This is a genomic window from Exiguobacterium sp. H66, assembly GCF_018618705.1.
In the GTDB taxonomy this organism is placed as follows: Bacteria; Bacillota; Bacilli; order Exiguobacteriales; family Exiguobacteriaceae; genus Exiguobacterium_A; species Exiguobacterium_A oxidotolerans.
Genome location: NZ_JACSMQ010000004.1, coordinates 230,415 through 250,386, shown reverse-complemented (window position 1 = coordinate 250,386; position 19,972 = coordinate 230,415). Strand labels below are relative to the sequence as shown.

The window sequence follows — 19,972 nt, the reverse complement described above, 5'->3', positions numbered from 1 at the left end:
AACAATTACGTTTTAATTATCTTGGAGGGTTCACATATGAAAAAAATCATTCCAGCGTTAACCATCGCGACAGTAACTGCCAGTCTGCTCGCCGCATGCGGCTCATCGACTTCAAATTCAGAAGAAGACGGTAAATTGCAAATTTATACGTCGACATTCGCGACTGCGGCAATTGCAAAAGAAATCGGCGGCACAGACGTCCAGGTCGAATTAATCGTTCCCCCTGGCGCCGACCCGCATTCGTATGAGCCGACTCCGAAGCAATTGACGACGATTGCGAAAGGCGATCTATTTTTACTTACCGGCACAACCCTTGAGCCGTACTCTGAAAAGATTAAGGAAAGTTTAGCCGGTAATTCCATTCGTTTTGTCGAGACAAGTAAAAATATCGACTTACTCGAGGCTTCCGCTTCGCTTCATACGCACGAAGAAGACGCACACGATGACCATGATGATCACGAGGCTGAAGAAGAGTCGCACGATCATGGACAATACGATCCGCATGTTTGGCTCGACCCGAACAACGCCAAGAAAATGGCTGACTCGATTACGACCGCGTTAGCAAAGGAAGCACCTGACCGGAAGGAAACGTTTGATAAAAACCTCGCACTCTTTAACAAACAAGCAGATGAACTCGACCAAAATTTACAAAAAGCTGTTGACTCCGGTTCGAAAAAGGAGCTTCTCGTCACGCATGCCGCATACGGGTACTTGGCGGAACGTTACGGTTTCACGCAACTGCCGATTGCCGGTATCTCGCCGTCTGACGAACCGTCCCAAAAACAGCTGGCTGCCATCGTCAAGGAAGCAGAGATGCATGACTTAAACTATATCGCCTTCGAAGAGACGGTGTCGCCAAAGGTCGCCCGTGTCATCCAAAAAGAAATCGGTGCCGAATCGATTACGATTCATAACCTCGAGTCCGTCGCAAAAGATCAACAAGATAAATCGTACTTTGATTTGATGAACGAAAACGTGACGACGCTCAAACAAGCACTGCAGTAAGGTACAGTTGACAAGCATTAAAAGATACGTTAGGGTAATAAACGTGTTTTAAACAACGACTAAACAACTAAATGACTTCTTTTTATCGCGAGAAACGGAGGGACTGGCCCAATGATGTTTCGGCAGCGGACGATTGATTCGTACTGTGCCAAATCCAGCAAGCTATGGCTTGAGAGATAAGAAGAGCGTCTTTTTCAGTAAAGACCTCCTTCTTTCTTGCGAAGGGGTCTTTTTTTGTATGCTGAAGAAATGGAGTGATTCACATGAACGAAACGGTTACGCCGAACAAATGGGCGTTGTTGCCCTTGTTCGTTTTCCTTGTATTATTCATCGGTGCAGGAATCTTCTATAACGACTTTTACAAATTCCCAATTTTAATTGCAGCTTTAATCGCCTTGATTTTTGCTGCTGCGACATCTAAGGGAGACATCAACCAGACCGTCGAGCGGATTGCCCGCGGTGCCGGAAATCCGGACATCATGATCATGGTCTTCATCTTTTTACTCGCCGGCACATTTTCTGGAACAGCGAATGCAATCGGAGCCATTGATGCGACCGTCAACGCTGCACTCAGTTTCCTACCCCAGTCTCTTTTAATGAGTGGATTGTTCATCATTGCCGCTTTCATCTCGATGGCGATGGGAACTTCGACCGGCACAATCGCTGCCCTTGCACCGATCGCACTCGGGATTCATGACGCGACGGGCGTCAATGTCGCACTCGCCGCTGCTGCCGTCGTCGGTGGAGCAATGTTCGGTGATAACTTATCGTTTATCTCAGATACGACAATCGCCGCTGTCCGGACACAAAAAACGAACATGCGTGATAAATTCAGAACGAACTTTTTAATCGTCTTGCCTGCTGCCGTCATCACTGTCATCTTACTCGCTTTCGTGTCAGGTTCCGGAGATGTCGTCGAAGCGAAAGCATTTGAATTTTATAAGCTGATTCCGTATCTTTCCGTCATCGTGCTCGCCCTCTTTGGTGTCAACGTCATTCTCGTCTTACTCGGCGGGACGTTATTGACAGGCATCATCGGAATGATCGACGGTAGTTTCGGAGTAAGTGGGTTTGTCCTCGCGATGTCTGACGGATTGATGGGGATGGCAGAAATCTCAATCTTGACGTTGCTGATGGGTGGACTCGTCAGCCTGATCACCTATAACGGTGGAATTGCTTATCTCAAAGAAACGCTGACACGAAAGATTTCGAAACGCCGGGGAGCTGAGTTCAGTATGGCTGCCCTCGTCAGTGCAACGAATCTCGCAACAGCAAATAATACGATTTCGATTCTTGTCGCCGGTCCGCTCGCTGCTGAAATCGCGGATACGTATGACATCGACCGGAAAAAGTCAGCCAGTATCCTCGACCTCTTTTCCTGTGGTGTTCAAGGAATCATCCCGTACGGAGCGCAACTTTTGATTGCCGCTGAATTGACGAAAACGGCGTCACCCGAACTGATTCCTTATTTGTTCTATCCATTTTTACTGTTCGTTTGTGGATCACTGGCAATCTTCTTCGGCTTCCCACGCCGGAAGAGCGATGCCGCACAGAAAAACAACATGTCGTAAAACAAACAACCCCCGTCGCTTCGTCTGCGACGGGGGGTTCACTTTATTTCTGTTTTTCTTGACGATTCAAAATGAAATAGGCAATCGCCGGAAGCGGAAATTGAACGAGTCCTGCTCCACCCCATACCCACGGATTGCGTCCTGTCTTGCGGGCACCAAGGAAGAGGAACGTGGCTTGAGCACCTAATAGTGCTGCGATGCTTGTCCAGACTCCTTTTGGTACTTTTTTAATCGATTTCACCATGATATTACACCTCTCTTCGTTTATGCATCAGTAGACTTTCTTCTCTTTCCCAGTCTATATTCCCTGCTTATGAGCATCAAAACAGATGTTCCGCTAAGTTCATGCTAAACTGAACAGGCAAATCCATATTCTAGTTTCATTGAAGGAGGAGTATATACATGCAATACGCAAAACTTTCAAATGGTATCACGATTCCACAGATCGGGTTCGGTGTCTGGCAAGTCGATGAAGAGACGGAAGCACCGGCTGCCGTCGCAGAAGCACTTCGCGTCGGTTACCGTCATATCGATACGGCTGCCGTCTACAAAAACGAACGTGGTGTCGCAAAAGGAATCAAAGAAAGCGGCGTGAAACGTGAAGAACTCTTCTTGACGTCTAAAGTTTGGAACGATGACATTCGTGCCGGACGGACGAAAGAGGCTTTCGCTGAGTCACTTGAGCGACTAGAAACAGATTATCTCGATCTTTATCTCATTCACTGGCCTGTCGAAGGTTATGTCGAAGCATGGAAAGCCATGGTCGAGCTGTACGAAGCAGGTAAAATTAAAGCAATTGGTGTTTCGAACTTTAAAGAACATCATCTCGATACGCTTGCTGAAGAAGGACTCATGACGCCGATGATTAACCAAGTCGAGCTTCACCCACAACTTCCACAGCATGAATTGCATGAATACTTGCAGGATCACAGCATTCAAGTCGAAGCATGGAGCCCACTCATGCAAGGTAAGTTCCTTGAAATCAATGATTTCAAAGAGATTGCTGAAAAACATGGTAAGAGCCCATCACAAGTCGTTCTACGTTGGCACCTCGATAACGGAATCGTTGCGCTTCCGAAATCAGTCACACCAGAACGGATTGCTGAAAACTTCGATGTGTTTGATTTCCAACTCGATGCAGACGACCTCGAAAAAATTGACCGTCTCGCGACAGAAGTCCGCCTCGGACCGGACCCTGACGAAATTGACTTTTAATCCATTGACCGATACACGAAAGACTGCTGACGGGACCTATCCCGTAGCAGTCTTTTTTTAAGCGTAATAAATAAGAATCGTCTCTTCTGTCGTTTCAGCCTTGCTGAAGTATGCGCGTAAATCAGCAAACTGTTCCCACACGTCGTCGAATTCTCCATGTTGCCCCGCTTCATCATAAATCGTCTCTAGTGACCGACGATCAAAATTTCGCATGACTTCTGCTGAGATGATGATTAACGGAAGAGGGAGAATCCCGACAATTGCTGCTTGTGTTTCGTTGACAATCAACTCTTCACCGACAATCGCTCGACCTAAGTTGTAATGGGTCTCTTGATCGATATAGATATCGATTTGATTCATCAAGTGATAGAGGGCTGCCGTGTCTTCCAGAGCAAATAGCTGTTCATAATCCGGCTGCGTCTCATGGATAAAAAGAATCCAGTCCATGATGATATGCGGGTCGTCACCAAACGAATCCCAAACGGCATCCGCGACACGAACGTAATGTACGTTTTCCATCCTCCCTCTCCTCTCTTCGTTTCTTTAATAGCTATTCCCATTTTTTCGATGCTTTAGTAATTTTTTTAGAATCTGCGTACTAAAAAGCAACGAAAAAAAACGCTCTCACCTTCTGATAGCACGTTGTCTACATGCAAAAAGAACCAGCAAAATGCCGGTTCTTTTTTGATTAAATCGCTTTTTCTTTTGATTCGTCCGTTTCCCAAGCCTCAAGAGATTCTTTACCTGGTAAGTTCGGAATCGAATTCGCATAAAAGCGCGGATCTTTTCCGGCTTTTCGTTGTTCGAGGTAATCATCCAGTGCGAGTTTCGCGATTTTAGATAAGCGGAAAATCGCATACAAGTTGACGACTGCCATCAAGCCCATGAAAATATCAGCAAGCGCCCAGACAAGACCTGCCGTCTGTACGACTGAACCGAAGACAATCATCCCGAGTACGATGACACGGTAAGCCATCATCAGTGTTTTATTGTCATTAATGAAGCTGATGTTCGATTCACCGTAATAATAGTTTCCGATGATTGAACTAAATGCGAACAAGAAGATCGCAAGCGCCATGAACGTCGTCGCAAACACTCCGACCTGAGTCGAGAGTGCGTTTTGCGCGAGTTCGATTCCGGCAACTGCTTTTCCGTTCGCGTCTTTCGTCGCGACATCACTGACGAGGATGATCATCGCTGTTGACGAACAAATGAGTAACGTATCAACAAATACACCGAATGATTGAATCAAACCTTGCTTGACGGGGTGTGACACTTCAGCCGTCGCAGCAGCATTCGGAGCAGAACCCATACCGGCTTCATTCGAGAACAGACCACGACGAATTCCGTTAAGAACTGCAGCACCAATTGCTCCGCCAGCAAGCGTCTTGAACTCTAAAAGTCCTTCTTGGAAAATCAAGCCGAAGACGTTCGGCAACAATTCAAGATTCGTAATCATAATGAAGAGGGCGATTAAAATGTATCCGCCCGCCATGATTGGAACAAGGAATGCAGAGACCGTCGCAATACTGCGCACTCCACCGAAAATCACGAGTGATGTTAATAAAACGAGTGCAATCGTGATCCACATCTTATCGATGCCATACTGACTTTGAAGTGACAATGAAATCGTATTCGATTGAACCGAGTTAAAGACAAACCCGAACGAGATTGTAATCAAGATACTGAAGACGATTCCGAGCCACCGTTGACCAAGCGCCTTTTCCATGTAGTAGGCAGGGCCCCCACGCCATGCCTTCTCATCACGGACTTTATAAATTTGAGCAAGTGTACTTTCGACGAATGCTGACGCTGAACCGATCAAGGCAATCAGCCACATCCAAAAGACGGCACCAGGCCCACCTAGTGCGATGGCTGTCGCAACACCGGCAATGTTCCCGGTCCCGACACGTGCCGCCGTACTGATCGCGAACGCTTGGAATGGTGAGACGCCATCCTTTCCTTTATCTGTTCCCTGGAACAGTAACCGTAACATTTCAGGTAACATCCGGAATTGGACGAATCCCATGCGAATCGTAAAATAAATGCCTAAGCCAACAAGTAAGATGATCAGGACGCTCGACCATAATACATCACTAATATTCGTTACGATATCCATCAGTTGTTTCTCCATACAGGCTCCCCCACTTCTCTCTTATGTAACATTTCTTCACATGTGTTCTATAATACGAAAGTTTTTTTGAAAAATCAAATACAGTTGTATCAGTCAATTTCTGATTACGAGGCATTTCTATCCATTTCCTCACATTAGATGTAAGGTTTTTCGTTTACGAACCAAAAAAGAACGGCCTCACTCAAAAGGAGGGACGGCTACCAATTAAACGGAATCAGGACTTTTTCATGCGTGTCCCAAATACACACTAAGCCATCGTGAAAAAGAAGCATTTACATCGAAATGGCCGATGATTCCGTGGAAGTGGAATCATCGGCCATTCGATTAACGGAGGACGGAAACGTTCATCCTCAACTCCTATGGGACAAGGAAACGTCCGTCACAAGGATGGATGTTCATCTGAATTAGTCACCCCCTCCATCTTTAGACAAACACTTAGAGCCCCTCCACTTTTCGCGGAAGGGCTCTTTTCGATTCTTTATTAGATGAATAGATTTAAGTTGGCATCGTCTGTCGCACCAAGATAACTTGCGACCCCACCATAATCGATATCATCTAACAATTCTTCTTTTTTTATCCCCATGATGTCCATCGACATCGTACACGCAATCATTCGGACGCCTGCTGCTTGCGCTTTTGCCATCATCGTCTCTAGCGCATCGACTTGTTTGTCCTTCATGACTTTTTTCATCATTTTTTGACCGGCGCCTGCCATGTTCATGTTGGATAATGGAAGATCACCGGCATGTTTCGGCATCATCATCCCCATCATGCGTTCCATCGGTGCTTTGTCGACGGCTGGTGCATCCGGCTTACGAATGACATTCAGTCCCCAGAACGTGAAGAACATCGTGACTTGTTTGCCCATCGCTTGTGCACCTTGTGCGATGACGAATGAAGCAAGTGCTTTATCAAGATCACCACTGAAGACGACCATCGTCGCGTCATCTGCTTTTGCGACAGGTGCCGATGTCACGTGTTGCTCCGTTTGTCCTTGCCCTTTTTCAAGTAAGACTTCGACAATTCCCTGATTCATTTCTGCCGTATGGACGGTATGTCCGAGCTTTGTTGCCCATGCCTGGACGTCCGGTAAGAAACCAGGGTCCGATGCTTTAATGAAGACTTGGTCTCCGTCCTGCAGTTGATCAATCTTTGTTTTTAATTCAACGATTGGTCCCGGGCACTGTAATCCACATGTATCGAGCAGCGTGATTTGCTCTGCTTTCACGGCTTGTTTCGGCTCACTTTTAATTGTCGTCACTGCTGTTTCCTCCCGTGCTTGGTTTCGCGCTTCTTGATCGCGATTGACCGTCGCCCATGTTTTATATCCGCCGCTCAAATTCTTCACCTCAAAGCCGTTTTGTTTGAGGAGCTGACTCGCGACATATCCCCGTAATCCGACTTGGCATGTCACGTAGATCGGCTGATCCTTCGGTAGCTCGTCGAGTGACGTGCGAAGCGTCGGTAATGAGATATTGACCGAGCCCGGAATCGAACCGAGTTCATTTTCAGACGGTTCACGGACATCGAGTAACAATCCGCCGGCTGCGACGATTTGATCAATTTCATGCCAATGGACGTTTTCGCTGTCCCCTAACACGATGTTCGAAGCGATGTATCCTGCCATGTTGACGGGATCTTTCGCCGAGCTATACGGCGGTGCGTATGATAATTCAAGATCTGGCAAGTCGAGGACCGTCAAGCCGCCTTTGATTGCCGTCGCTAAGACATCAATCCGTTTTTCGACACCCGTCATCCCAATCGCTTGCGCGCCGTAAATCGTTCCGTCAATCGGATCAAACAAGAGCTTCATTGAGATTGGACTGGCACCCGGATAATAACCGGCGTGCGAACCCGGATGGAGATGAACCGCTTCATAGCGGCGACCAGACTGTTTCAACCGTTTTTCGTTATTTCCGGTCGAAGCGACCGTCATATCGAATACTTTTGCGACGGCTGTACCGAGCGCACCTGTATACTTGACGTCGCGTCCGGCGATGATGTCTGCAACGAGACGCCCTTGACGATTCGCCGGCCACGCGAGTGGAACGTGCATCGCCTCTCCTGTCACGTAATCTTTCACTTCGATGGCGTCACCAATCGCAAAGATCGATGGATCAGATGTCCGTAACGTGTCATCGACTTTGATTGTATTCTTGATTCCCAACTCAAGTTTTGCTTCCGCCGCAAGGTTACTTTCCGGCATGACACCAATCGACAGGATGTTCATTTCCGTTTCGATCGTCTTGCCGCTTGCCAAGACAACACGTTTCCCTGCCTCTTCAAAGCGGGCGACACCATCCGATAAAATCAACTCGACCCCTTTTGCACGTAAATGTTCATGAACGATGGCTGCCATTTCCGGATCGACCGGTGCCATGACTTGATCCATCATTTCAACCAATGTCACCTTCGCACCGCGTTCGACTAAGTTTTCTGCCATTTCGAGTCCAATGAACCCGCCACCGATGACGACGGCACGTGCGGGACGGTTCTCATCGACATATTGACGCATCCGGTCCGTATCCGGAATGTTACGTAACGTAAAGATGTTCGTCGCTTCTTCGATACCAGGAATTGATGGACGCATTGGTTTTGCTCCTGGTGAAAGAATTAAGTTGTCATATGACTCCTCATATTCTTCACCTGTATCGACTTTACGGATTGTGACCGTTTTTTGTTCACGATTGATTTGAATCGCTTCCGACAGATTTCGAACATCCAAGTTAAACCGGGCATGCATCCCCTCAGGTGTTTGGACGAGTAGCTTGTTCCGGTCTTTGATGACATCCCCGATATAGTACGGTAATCCACAGTTCGCGAACGAAATCTCTTTTCCACGTTCTAACAAAATGATTTCCGCCGTTTCATCCAACCGGCGTAATCGTGCTGCAGCGGTCGCTCCACCTGCTACTCCACCAACAATGATTGTTTTCATGTCTGTTTTCCTCCTAAATCGAATCGTACTCTCTATGCTTTACAATATACCCATTAAGGTATGTAGTTTCAAGTTGTTTGCTCTACATTTCACATACTTGTCTTATTTTCAAACTGTTTCTTCTTTAAATGATAACGGACATTAGTTGCAATTCCTCTTAAAATGCTTGAAACTGAGATTACAGTATCTATAAGGGGGATTTAAAATGGACCAGGACCGTAACTCGAACGAAACGAATGAGGACAACAAGGTCACACCGCTTCACCCAGAACGTAATCAAGAAGAAACAAACGAAAACGGGGTAACGGAAGTTCAACAACAACACTTGGAAGCATTCCAAGCGTTCTTAGTCGAAAAAGGCATTCCAATGGAAGCACGTGAAAATGAAACACACGTCTTCTTTATGACACAAGAAAAAACACCAGCTGGCGCTGAGCCGATGATGATGATCGTCTTCAGTAAAACGACGACGGACGTTGAGTTATTCGCTCGTACCGTTACGCACGTTCCAGACGGTGTCGAAGATCTTCCTATCTTAAACGCAATCAATGACTTCAACCAAGAGTTCAAGTACTTCCGCGTCGTCCTCGATAGCGATCGCGACGTAACGATTGCTTCAACAATCGACTTAGATCACGGCTTCAACCCGGCTGCCATCTTCGGCCACTCGGTCATGATGTTCCAAGCCTCTGACGAAGTGTACGCGTATTTAACGAAATTGTATGACCAAATTCAATAATTTATATTTAAAAAAAATGGCTCCGGAGATTTCTCTGGAGCCATTTTTTTGTTTTAAGTTCAATTGACAATGAGAATTATTCTCGTTATAGTGAGAATTGTGAAAACGACATCATTTTGTAGATAATTTTATTTTTCCTGGGGGAATGAGACAGATGAAAAAACGATTTAAAGTAGCGTCACTCTTTATGGTAGCCGGATTACTCGCAGCTTGCGGAACGGATGAAAAAGAAACAACGACAGCTCCAAAAGAAGACAAAACGGAGCAAACGTCTGATAAAAATACGAATGCCGGAATCGCCGCAACGACATTAACGGATGAATTGACAATCTTCAGCTCGATCAAGACAGAACTTGATAAGGCAAAAGAAGGACAAGCCATCGACTGGAAGATGGTCCAGACGAGTTATGAATCGAAGTTAAAAGGTGGCGTCGCAACTGCCGCTCCTGAAATCGAACAAGTCGTCACTTCTGCCCTCGCAGGCGTCGAATCAAAGGATTTGGATGAGAACATTGCCCGTCAGCTTGTCGATAAAGGACTTCAGTCTTACTTCTATAAACTCCAAAAATCAATGCAAGCAACAGCAGAAGAAGCAGTCGCGGCCGGAAAAACGGATGACGCCATGGCGACGTTAGGAAATATTAAAAACATGGCGGAAACTGTCTTCATCCCGACAGCTGAAAAGCGCGATGCGAGTTATGACTTCAAAAACGAAGAAGCCATCGCACAAGCGATCACGTCCGGTCTCGCAGCACAAGAAGACGCCATCTCGGCTGAAAACGTCGCTGACTTTAAAGTCGCAAAACAGTTGACGGATAAGTCGATTTACCGTTCATTCTATCTCGCAGCACTCGGTTATGCACAAAAAATCGAGGATGGCGCTAAATCCGGTGCCGACGAACAAGAGTTACAAATGGAACAAGCAGAAGGCTACGGATTCTTACTCGCAATCGAGGAATCACTTGCCGGTGGCGATGAAGCCGCCGTCGCAAAACTAAAAGAACAATACGACTTCTCAAAAACAAAACCAGCAGACGTCTCTTATGAAGAGATCGAAGGACTCTTCGCCAAAGCATTGACGAAGAAAGTCGTCGGTTATCATGAAGAAGCAATGGAAGCACTCGAAGCGAAAGATGTCGATACAGCACGTGTCGAAGCGATGGAAGCGAACATGTTCGTCATCGCGATGAAGCCGACCCTCGAAAATCGTCTCGGTAAAGAAGAGGCAGACGCTGTTCTTGCTGACGCTAACACATGGTACGATCTCATCGAAAAAAATGACGCAGAAGCGGAAACGGTGAGCAAAAAAATCGTCGATGCGCTCGATACGTTCAACTAAGCAAGACGATTGGAGGAACTTCCTTTGAACATCGGAATTACGGGTGGCGCTGGCTTCATCGGTGCTGCACTTGCAACTCGTTTGCGTACTAGTGGTCATACCGTATCGATCATCGATGCCTTCACCGATTATTATGCAAGCGACTTGAAACGCGAACGGGCAGCGGAGCTGACACGACTCGGCGTAAACATCTGTGAAGCAGATGTCCACGTCGGACTCGATGCCTGGTGTTCATCCGGTCAATTCGATGCCCTGTTCCATCTTGCTGCTTTACCTGGCGTTCCCGGATCTTTACGTGAGCCGCATCGCTACATCAAAGAAGATATCGATATGACGGTGACCGTCCTCGAAGCGGCAAAACAACATCAGATTCAGCAAGTCTTGTTTGCCTCTTCTTCTTCGGTTTACGGGGAGCAGACAGGTCCGTTGAACGAACAGCAGGCAACCGGTCAAGTCGTCAGTCCATACGCCGCGGCGAAGTATAGTGCCGAGACGTTCTGTAATGCCTATCAAAACCTGTATGGATTACAGGTTACGATCTTCCGCTTCTTTACGGTCTACGGACCATCCGGACGCCCGGATATGGTGCTTTACCGCTTCATCGAACAAGCGCTTCGTGGTCAAGAACTTGTCGTGTTCGGTGACCCGGTACGCGACTTCACGTACATCGATGACATTACACGCGGGATGGAACAAGCACTTCAAGCGCGCGCAATCGGGACTTATAATTTAGGGGCGAATCGACCGGAGTCGGTCCGAGCGATTGCCAGGTCCCTCAGTGAGCGATACGGTGTTCCGGTAACGTTCACCGAGCAAAGAGAAGGAGATGTCTCGATGACATGGAGTAATACGGAAGCTGCACGACAAGCATTCGGCTACACGCCCTCCGTTACCTTGAATGAAGGACTCGAGCGGATGATTACATGGCATCTCGGGCGCATGTAATCCGTACAACCGCAAGCGTCCTCTTGACGCTTGCGGTTGTTTTTTTATTAATTCGGTTCGTGCTCGAGTTACCTGTCCTCTATGATTACTTGCGCACCCTTTCACGCTCTTACTGGACGCTACTCGCAAGCTTGTTGTATGCAGGTGCTTTTTATGTCCGCGCTGTCGCCTGGCGCGTGGCTGATCAGCGGCAGGCACCCTTGCCAATCTATTTGACGAGCCTCTACCTCGGGCTCGCCGTCAATCACTTGTCACCGGTCAAACTCGGCGAAGGTGTTCGCCTGCTGACGGCACGTGCCATCGCTAGTCCCTTAAAACGGACAACGGCAATCCTTGTCGCACAGCGCGGCATTGATTTGGTCGTCCTCGGACTCTTCGTCTCGCTCGGCTTGCTCGCGACGAAAACAGCTCTTCCTGCAGGTATCGCGATTGTGCTCGGTGTACTCGCCTTAGTCGTCGTCCGCCCTTTTTTACGGACGATGTACGCATTAATCGGGTATGGCACACTCGCTTGGTGTTTGGAAGCGGGCGCCGTTTACTGCTTATTCTTAGGCGTGAACGCTATCCTTCCCTTCCCCCTCGTCTTAATCGCGATGAGTGCCGGTGTCTTGTCCGGAATTGCTCAATTCACCCCAGGTGGTCTCGGGACGTATGAGCTCGCCATGGGAACGGTTCTACAGACGGCAGGCGTCGACCATCCTTATGAACTTGCCTTGATGACGCACACGTTCAAATATGCGTTCGCCTTCATCGCACCTTTGTATTTTTTGGTCAGACATCACCGTAGTGTCACATTACTGTTTCGCCAATTCAAGAATCAACAGAAAGGAGGATCTTCATGAAAAGTGCTTCACGTTTTGAAAAAGTCGCAGCCCGTATGTGGAATCTGTTGAATGAAGGAAAACCATTCACCCCGATTTTTACAGTCGGTGTCTTCCTCAGCTACTGCCTTTTGCTTCAACAGACACTGAGCGGTGCCGGCTTCGGATTTTTAGTGACGTTGCCTTTATTCGTACTGTACTGGAAATTTGATTTCCCGCTGTTCCTTCGTAATTATTTATGGATGCCTGTCATCGTCTGGTTGTTCCTCGAAGGAACGGATTCACGGCTCCTGCCCCTATTCGCTTACGGCGCAGGTCTTTATTTCTTCTTCACGGTCTTCTTCTGGGGAACGATTTATTACCATTTACGGATTGGAACGGACTGGCTCAACTTCACGCGTTTTTGGAAACTCGTCCTCAAGAACAGTGACTCGACGAGTGGTAACGCGCAAGAACAACTACCGAAAGTCGCACTCTTACTTGCCTACTGGCAAACAGCGTCAATCAATCCGACCTTTGACTGGTCGTACGTCTTGTTCCCTGCCGGATTGTTACTATTTGCTTGGATTCTCCACCATTATCTCTTCGACTGGAAACCGAAACTTCCGACTGAGCCGACAAAAGACGTCAGCTTGCCGACTTCAGACAAAGTCTACGTCTTGATTGTCGACGGGATGCGAAAAGACCGATACATGGCTGCGAACACTCCGTTTCTCGAGCGATTGCGTCAAGAAGGAACGGAATATACGAATATGGAGACCGTCTACCCGGCCCGGACAGTCGTCTGCTTCAGCTCGATGTTCACGGGAGCACGTCCGGAAGATCACGGAATTCATTCCAACATGGTTTGGAATACGACCGGTGTCAAAACGGATACCGTCTTCGACCGGTTGCGTGCCGTCAATAAATCCGGCAAGATTCTCGGGATTGCCCACCTCGTCGATGCGTTCGGTTCGACCGACGTCAGTACCGTGACAGCCGTCATGCATAATGATGTCGCCGACCGCAACATCATCGAACGGGCCAAGCAAATCGTTCACGAAGAAGATCCGGATTTGCTTGCAATCCAATTAATCGGAACAGATCAAACCGGTCATAGTCGCGGGACGCTCTACTCGGAATACATTCAAAAAATCGAGGAAGCCGATGCGCTACTCGCAGAGTTTTGTGAAGAACTCGATCGTCTCGGTAAGTTAGACGATGCGACACTGATCGTCATGGCCGATCATGGTCAAGCCGACGGAATCGGCGGGCATGGTCACCTCGACGAAGGAGAACGTTTCGTCCCATTTTGGATGTATGGCAAACACATTCATGCTGGTCGCAAGGTCGATACACACCGGCATATCCTGTCGCTTGGACCAACGATTACGAAGTTGCTTGGTGCCGATATCCCGCACGACAGTCGTGGCGTATTGTTGACGGAATCCTTTAAGGAGGAACGCTCATGAAGAAAATCGTCGTCTTCCTTCCGGCTCACAATGAAGAAACCTCTCTCCCGCTCGTCTTAAAACGAATCCCGGATGAGATTGACGGAATCCCCGTCGAAACGATTGTCATCGATGATGGATCGACCGATGCTACATCGACCGTCGCAACCCTGAACGGTGCTCAAGTCTACCGGTTCGAACAAAATCGTGGTCTTGGCGCTGCGGTCCGCGAAGGATTGTATCGCGCTTATGACCATGATGCGACCGTCGCCGTGATGATTGATGCGGACAACGAGTACCCGGCCGATCAAATTCCGGACGTCGTTCGACCAATCTTAGCGAACGATGCGGATTATGTCTTCGGATCACGATTCCTCGGGACGATTGACGGAATGCGCCTCTATCGCTATATTGGGAATCACGTCTTTACGTGGCTTCAATGTGTTTTACTGAAACGAAAAATTCATGACGGACAAAGCGGGATGCGTGCTTTCTCACGTGCTGCTTGCAAACACGCGGAAATCATCCACGATTACAACTACGCGCAAGTCTTGACGTTGAACCTCGTCCGTAAAGGATTCCGTCTGAAAGAAGTACCGATTCGTTACCGGGTACGTGAATCAGGAAAATCTTTTATCCGCTTGAACTATATTCAACATGTGGTCCCTGCCATTTACAAAGAGTGGCGTCGACCAATCGTTGCACTACCGATTGAAGAACGTTTTGAACGAAAGGAGCATCTCGGATGATAAAACGTTTAGTCCTTCCGGTCGTTGTTTTCTTCTGTCTCCTCGCGACTCCTTTATCGGCGTTTGCTTACAGCTATGGTGACCCGGGCAAAGAAGCTTTTGCGGAAGCTTATAAACAATTTGAGGAACAGCTCGATCAAAAAGATTATGTACTTGCGAAGGAAACGATTGACGCGTATGATAAAGAATTTAAACTTTACTTCCCTGAAGCGAAGGAGAAAATTGATGCTGCGTTAGCGGAAGAAGACGCAGAGAATGCCAAACAGGCGTATCGCGTTGCCTTACGTCAAAACATCGAACGTCGTCTTCATTTTGCGGATGAGCAGTTCGAAGACTTCGGACAGGCGAAGCTGTTACTTGCGAAAGCACGTGGCACATATGATGTACTTGCTCCTTATGTCAAAGAAAGCACAGATGCAAAAACGTCCGATGCATTGTATACTGCGTTTGACGATGCACTTACTGCGCTCGGGAACCCCGGACTGTTCGGAGTCGGGAAAAAAGCGAGTGATAAAGAAACATTTGATCAAAACATTGCATTAATCGAAGATACAATTACACCACTATTCGTTTTACCCGGAGAAGAAAAAACCGGTTTATTTGAAGAAGAGGATTCGATTTTCGGACAATCCTTCGGAACAGATGAGATTTGGAAAACGATTGCGATTGGTCTTGTCATCGTTCTAATCATCATCGTCATAATCGGTCAACGAAAAAAGAAACGTCAAAATCACTGATTAGGGAGGAAGGACGATGGATTTTCAAGCGTTTTTAATTACGCTTCGTGAATGTCTCGAAGCTGTCTTGATCGTCGGTTTGATTCTCGGCTATCTCGATCGACTCAACGCACCGCAATATAAAAAATGGGTCTATGCCGGAGTCGGACTTGCGCTGCTCGCGAGCCTCGGTGTCGCCTTTTTATTCCAAGTCGTCTTTACGAGTTTCGCAAGCTTCGGTAGCGACACGTACTTACGTCTTGGTATCATGATGATCTCCGTCATCTTACTGACACACATGGTGCTCTGGATGGGGAAAGAGGCGAAAGAAAACCAACAGGCCTCGCAGGCAAAAGTCGCGGCGGCGGTCTCGACAGGCAGTGCCATCACGATGATCATCCATTCGTTCCTCGTCATCGTCCGAGAAGGCATCGAGACGGTTTTCTTCTTCGCTGCCATTTCCGGCGGTGAAATCGAGAAAGTCTTGACGAGTTATGGTGCCGTCTCCGGTCTCTTGCTCGCCTTAATCTTCGGTTACCTGTTCGTTTCCGGAACGATGAAGATTCCAGTCAAACGTTTCTTCCAAGTGACAGGCATCCTGATTCTGTTTATTGCTTCCGGCATGCTCGTCCAAACGATTGGACGTTTCCAAGACCTTGGACTGCTCGGAAGCCTGTTGACGAATGCCGATGGAACACCGGCAGCCTTGTATAACATTGTCGGGTTTATGCCGGAACACTACATCGACCAAATTCAATATTTGCGCGATACAGGCAATCCGACATTAATCAGCGGACAAATCGGTACGTTTATGGGTGCGATGTTCGGCTACAGCCATAATCCATCACTTGAGCAAGTGATCGCCTGGTGGGGCTACTTCGCGTTTGCCGGTTTCATGCTGATGCGTCAAAATCGAACACCAAAAGCAGCCAAAAAACTTCAGGAGGTTTCTTGACCGTTCGGAGCGATCGTCTACTTGGACGATCGCTTTTTTTCACGCTCTGTTTTGCCATCTCACTATTGCTGGGTGTTCATCTTTATCTGGTCAGCCCGTTTGTCGCAAGCTACGACATCGCCAACTTTACGTTAGCGGTTGGACAGTATGATTTGGCGAATTTGCAGCCACATTTTCCGGGGTACCCGTTTTTCATCTTACTCGCGACAGGTCTCACACGACTCGGGCTTGAACCCGTCCGTGCGCTTGGCATCGTCTCGACGCTTGGCTTCACGAGCGGACTGATTCCGTTATATTTGCTGTTAAAACGTCAGTCGTTTGATACGGCACGTTTACTAGCTGCTTTCACTGTCATCTCGGTTGCTTCACTCGTCGTCATCTCTGCGACCGGGATGTCGGATGGTCTTGCACTTGGTGTCCTCTGTTGGTTCATGTGGAGTGTCGAACGTGCTCGGCACGGTCATTTCCGCCTTTTGCCGTACCTCTTATTCGGACTGTTGATGGCAACACGATTATCCTATGCGCCGTTCGGAATCGTGTTACTCTTTTTACTTTGGCAAACCCGAAAAGACTACTGGCAACTCCTGTCCGAACTGGCGACGTTACTCCTGGCACAACTTGCCTGGCTGTTACCGGTCGCCTTCTCGGTCGGGGGACCCGCGTCCTTCGCTCAATTGTCACTCAGTTTCGTGACGGGTCACTTTTCGGACTGGGGCGGTACGGCACAAACGGACGAAGCCTCGTTGATTGAACGACTTGGATTGACACTCAAACAAATCGTTTGGCATGGTTTAGGATTTACAAGTTGGCTCGGTCTTGCTTCAGGGCTATTCTTGTTCTGCCAACGAATCCGTCCGCTGCCACTTTGGTGGAGCGTCACCGGTACTGGTTATTTCCTTTGGGTCTGGTTGGCCCAAAACATTGATAAACCACGCCATGTTTTACCTCTCGTCTTACTGCTCGTCTTCCTGCTTGTTCGCCATCTGTCAGTGCGTTGGCTCGTCCCATTTTTATGTATTCAATTGGTGATGGGAAGTATCGCCTTGTACCGCCAAGCGACAATTGAACCGGCAACTATCCAGTTGGCGGATGCCATTACCGGTTTACCGGCGTCAGCGACCATCTTTACGGATGAAGAAGACCGCCAGTTTTTGATGGCACGTCCTGACGCTACGATCGTTCCGATTGGATCTGTCAGCAAATGGCGGGCGGAGCCTAAATCAGCGGAAGTTTACCTGACCGGACGATTACTCAAACAGTTGCGGGTGGCAGATGTATCGATTGAAGTGACGGAGGTTTTCCGCTTCACGAGTGACCCCCGGTTTGAACCGGAGGATGCGGAGGCGCGGTTGTACCGGTTAAACTTGAATGAAGAAGCTCCGAGATAAAGATTCTTTTTTTACTATTTTTTTCAGATGATTAGAAAATAATTGCTTCTTAACCTATTAGTTGAAGTAAACGTAAAAAATCACTCTTTTCCACGTGCTTTCCTCAGGCGAGACACAAGCCAGTTTTCCTGCCTCCATGAGGCAGAAAATCGGGTCTTGTTTGTCTCTGACAGCGCAAGTCGTCTTGCGCTTTTTCCTGTAGGAGTCGCGTGAAGCGAGTGATTTTTTGATTTCAGATTCCTGATGGATGGATTTTAACAGCTTAACAAAACGTCGTTGAGAAGCAGACAAGACGAAGACTCCTACGGGAAAAGCGGAACAGGTGAGACCCCGTAAGTCGCGCAGGCGACGCGGAGGCTCACGTTTCGCCCGCGGAAAGCGAAGTCTTGTCTGCGTATCAACGAATCTTGAAATGAATTCAAAGTACTTCCCTCATGATTCAAGTCGCATACGGTCGTTCCATGTAATCAAATTGTCCGCCACTGATTTCAATCGTCTTGACCGGGACGAATCCAAGACGTCGATAGAGACGTTGCGCCCCAGCATTCGTCTGATCGGCATTTAACGTAAACGCGCGTAATCCACGCTTCTCTCCTTCGTCCGCTGCTGCCTGCAACAGCTCAGACCCGATTCCTCTTCCGCCATATGCCGGATCGACCGACAATGTATCGAGATAAAAGACGTTTCCTTCCGTCTCTTGATCAATTTGTATCTCTTGACCTGTCCACGCGAGGAGCTGACGTTTAATCGGTTCATCCAACTGCGCTGCATCCACTCCCGCATATGCGATGACGATGCCGACGACGCGCCCATCGAGCTCCTTGACGAGAATGTTCTCGTGACTTAACCGGTTTCCCGTTTGCGTCACAAACAGCGCAAGCCGTTCCAAAATCAATTCCTTCTCCTGCGTTCCGGTCAGTGTCTCGGCAATTTCATGAATCGCCTGTTCAATCAATGGTGCGATTTGATCGGCGTCTTCCGCAGTCGCTTGTCTAATCATTGGGTAGCCCCCTTCTCGTTATCTCTTTTTATCCTAAAACAAAATCCCTCCTGATGTCAGGAAGGATTTTATTTATTTCAGTTGTGGCGCTGGTCTAACTACTGGTACAGTAACCGGTTCGCGTGTCATGACTGAGACGACGCGTCCCGCGATGGCAACTGCAAGTAACGTATAAAGCGTCAAACTGACTGGCAAGTAGACGAGTGAAATGACAAGAACAATTGCATCGAGACTAAATAAAATCGTCCCGATCGATAAACCTGTCACTTTGCTAAGGCCCATTGATAAAAGGTCGTCACCGCCGGTCGCAGCACCACTCTTCAACACAAGACCAAGTCCGTATCCCGTGATGATTCCACTCGCAATGGCGGCGATTAACGTTGCCGGCCAGGCCTGTTCCGGGAAATGGAACAAATCGAGCTGATGCCACATCTCATAAAAGAGCGATAGTGCACCTGCTGAGACAAGTGCCTCACTGACAAAGCGTTTTCCTTTAAAATAAAGTGCTCCAATAAAGAATGGAATGTCGAGCACGATCATCGAAATCGATGGATTGATATCAAAGAAATACCGTCCTAATAAAGATAACCCGATAAATCCGCCTTCTGCTAATCCAAACTGTTCATTCAAAGTATAGTAGCCGAACGCCATAAGTAACGTTCCTGCTAAGATGGTTGCGATTCGTTTCATGTTTTATTGTCCTCTCCCGTATCTTCCATGGGAGAGGTTTTATTGTTGCCGTTTGGGTATTCATCTATTTTCGCTCTCCCTGATTTTTTTAACCATTACTGTCTTGTTTACGTAAGACCAGCGATGCTAAAAATCAGGTAAGCTAAATAGATGATCGGTCCTCTCGGTATCCATCGGTTTCCACCCTTTCATTTAGTTCTCCATCTTATTATAACCCGAACTTCAGAAACTAAAACATTTTTACGGACTTTTAACAAAAACGTTATAAGTCATTACCTCTTTGTTCACAAATTCACAATTCAGACAAAACTATGCTCAATTATGAACAAACTACTTG

The 19,972-nt window shown here is 47.7% G+C and carries 18 protein-coding genes and 1 riboswitch; of the genes, 12 read left to right on the top strand and 6 right to left on the bottom strand.

Going from position 1 to position 19,972, the window contains the following annotated elements; all coding sequences use genetic code 11:
* Positions 1–36: 36 nt before the first annotated feature.
* Both KNP88_RS09140 and KNP88_RS09135 read left to right on the top strand, forming a co-directional pair.
* Positions 37–1,005 carry a metal ABC transporter solute-binding protein, Zn/Mn family gene (locus KNP88_RS09140; protein WP_214893388.1) on the top strand — a complete coding sequence of 323 codons (969 nt, stop codon included), beginning with the start codon at positions 37–39 and terminating at the stop codon, positions 1,003–1,005.
* 79 nt (positions 1,006–1,084) lie between these two features.
* Positions 1,085–1,188: riboswitch (SAM riboswitch) on the top strand.
* An 80-nt stretch (positions 1,189–1,268) separates the two neighbouring features.
* Positions 1,269–2,576, top strand: a complete 1,308-nt coding sequence (locus tag KNP88_RS09135) for a Na+/H+ antiporter NhaC family protein (protein ID WP_214893386.1) — start codon at positions 1,269–1,271, stop codon at positions 2,574–2,576.
* A 43-nt stretch (positions 2,577–2,619) separates the two neighbouring features.
* Here the strand turns inward: KNP88_RS09135 and KNP88_RS09130 are convergent, their stop codons facing one another.
* Positions 2,620–2,820 (bottom strand): hypothetical protein, encoded by a 201-nt coding sequence (locus tag KNP88_RS09130; protein ID WP_088838080.1) that lies wholly within the window; start codon positions 2,818–2,820, stop codon positions 2,620–2,622.
* A gap of 158 nt (positions 2,821–2,978) precedes the next feature.
* Between KNP88_RS09130 and KNP88_RS09125 the strand changes: the two genes are divergently transcribed.
* A complete protein-coding gene (locus KNP88_RS09125; protein ID WP_214893385.1) occupies positions 2,979–3,791 on the top strand; it encodes an aldo/keto reductase in 813 nt (270 codons plus the stop codon).
* Between the two features lie 57 nt (positions 3,792–3,848).
* On the opposite strand, the gene KNP88_RS09120 is transcribed toward KNP88_RS09125, so the two are convergent.
* From KNP88_RS09120 to KNP88_RS09110, 3 genes are all read right to left on the bottom strand, one after another.
* A complete protein-coding gene (locus tag KNP88_RS09120; protein WP_088838083.1) occupies positions 3,849–4,310 on the bottom strand; it encodes a hypothetical protein in 462 nt (153 codons plus the stop codon).
* A 169-nt stretch (positions 4,311–4,479) separates the two neighbouring features.
* Entirely contained in the window at positions 4,480–5,925 is a 1,446-nt protein-coding gene (locus KNP88_RS09115) for an alanine/glycine:cation symporter family protein (protein ID WP_214808349.1), read from the bottom strand.
* 481 nt (positions 5,926–6,406) lie between these two features.
* Positions 6,407–8,863: a CoA-disulfide reductase gene (locus tag KNP88_RS09110; protein WP_214893384.1), complete on the bottom strand. Its 2,457-nt coding sequence runs from the start codon at positions 8,861–8,863 to the stop codon at positions 6,407–6,409.
* 205 nt (positions 8,864–9,068) lie between these two features.
* Between KNP88_RS09110 and KNP88_RS09105 the strand changes: the two genes are divergently transcribed.
* The 9 genes from KNP88_RS09105 (at position 9,069) to KNP88_RS09065 (ending at position 17,945) form a co-directional block, all read left to right on the top strand.
* Entirely contained in the window at positions 9,069–9,602 is a 534-nt protein-coding gene (locus KNP88_RS09105) for a type III secretion system chaperone family protein (RefSeq protein ID WP_029331941.1), read from the top strand.
* Positions 9,603–9,756: 154 nt separating this feature from the next.
* Complete coding sequence (locus KNP88_RS09100; protein ID WP_214893383.1) at positions 9,757–10,941, top strand: hypothetical protein; 1,185 nt, start codon at positions 9,757–9,759, stop codon at positions 10,939–10,941.
* A gap of 24 nt (positions 10,942–10,965) precedes the next feature.
* On the top strand, positions 10,966–11,886 hold the full coding sequence (locus KNP88_RS09095; RefSeq protein WP_214893382.1) for an NAD-dependent epimerase/dehydratase family protein: 921 nt from the start codon (positions 10,966–10,968) through the stop codon (positions 11,884–11,886).
* Positions 11,865–12,728, top strand: a complete 864-nt coding sequence (locus tag KNP88_RS09090) for a lysylphosphatidylglycerol synthase domain-containing protein (protein ID WP_214893381.1) — start codon at positions 11,865–11,867, stop codon at positions 12,726–12,728. Before KNP88_RS09095 ends, KNP88_RS09090 begins: the two co-directional genes overlap by 22 nt.
* Positions 12,725–14,158: an alkaline phosphatase family protein gene (locus tag KNP88_RS09085; protein WP_214893380.1), complete on the top strand. Its 1,434-nt coding sequence runs from the start codon at positions 12,725–12,727 to the stop codon at positions 14,156–14,158. The genes KNP88_RS09090 and KNP88_RS09085 overlap by 4 nt, the downstream gene beginning before the upstream one ends.
* A complete protein-coding gene (locus KNP88_RS09080) occupies positions 14,155–14,886 on the top strand; it encodes a glycosyltransferase family 2 protein (RefSeq protein WP_214893378.1) in 732 nt (243 codons plus the stop codon). Before KNP88_RS09085 ends, KNP88_RS09080 begins: the two co-directional genes overlap by 4 nt.
* The gene (locus tag KNP88_RS09075; RefSeq protein WP_214893376.1) at positions 14,883–15,623 is read left to right on the top strand and encodes a hypothetical protein; all 741 of its coding nucleotides are present in this window, start codon (positions 14,883–14,885) and stop codon (positions 15,621–15,623) included. Before KNP88_RS09080 ends, KNP88_RS09075 begins: the two co-directional genes overlap by 4 nt.
* A gap of 16 nt (positions 15,624–15,639) precedes the next feature.
* Positions 15,640–16,557 (top strand): FTR1 family iron permease, encoded by a 918-nt coding sequence (locus KNP88_RS09070; RefSeq protein ID WP_214893374.1) that lies wholly within the window; start codon positions 15,640–15,642, stop codon positions 16,555–16,557.
* The gene (locus KNP88_RS09065) at positions 16,554–17,945 is read left to right on the top strand and encodes a hypothetical protein (RefSeq protein WP_214893372.1); all 1,392 of its coding nucleotides are present in this window, start codon (positions 16,554–16,556) and stop codon (positions 17,943–17,945) included. The genes KNP88_RS09070 and KNP88_RS09065 overlap by 4 nt, the downstream gene beginning before the upstream one ends.
* 439 nt (positions 17,946–18,384) lie before the next feature.
* Here the strand turns inward: KNP88_RS09065 and KNP88_RS09060 are convergent, their stop codons facing one another.
* Positions 18,385–18,945 (bottom strand): GNAT family N-acetyltransferase, encoded by a 561-nt coding sequence (locus KNP88_RS09060; protein WP_088838107.1) that lies wholly within the window; start codon positions 18,943–18,945, stop codon positions 18,385–18,387.
* Positions 18,946–19,017: 72 nt separating this feature from the next.
* Positions 19,018–19,635 (bottom strand): YitT family protein, encoded by a 618-nt coding sequence (locus KNP88_RS09055; protein WP_088838108.1) that lies wholly within the window; start codon positions 19,633–19,635, stop codon positions 19,018–19,020.
* Between the last annotated feature and the right edge of the window lie 337 nt (positions 19,636–19,972).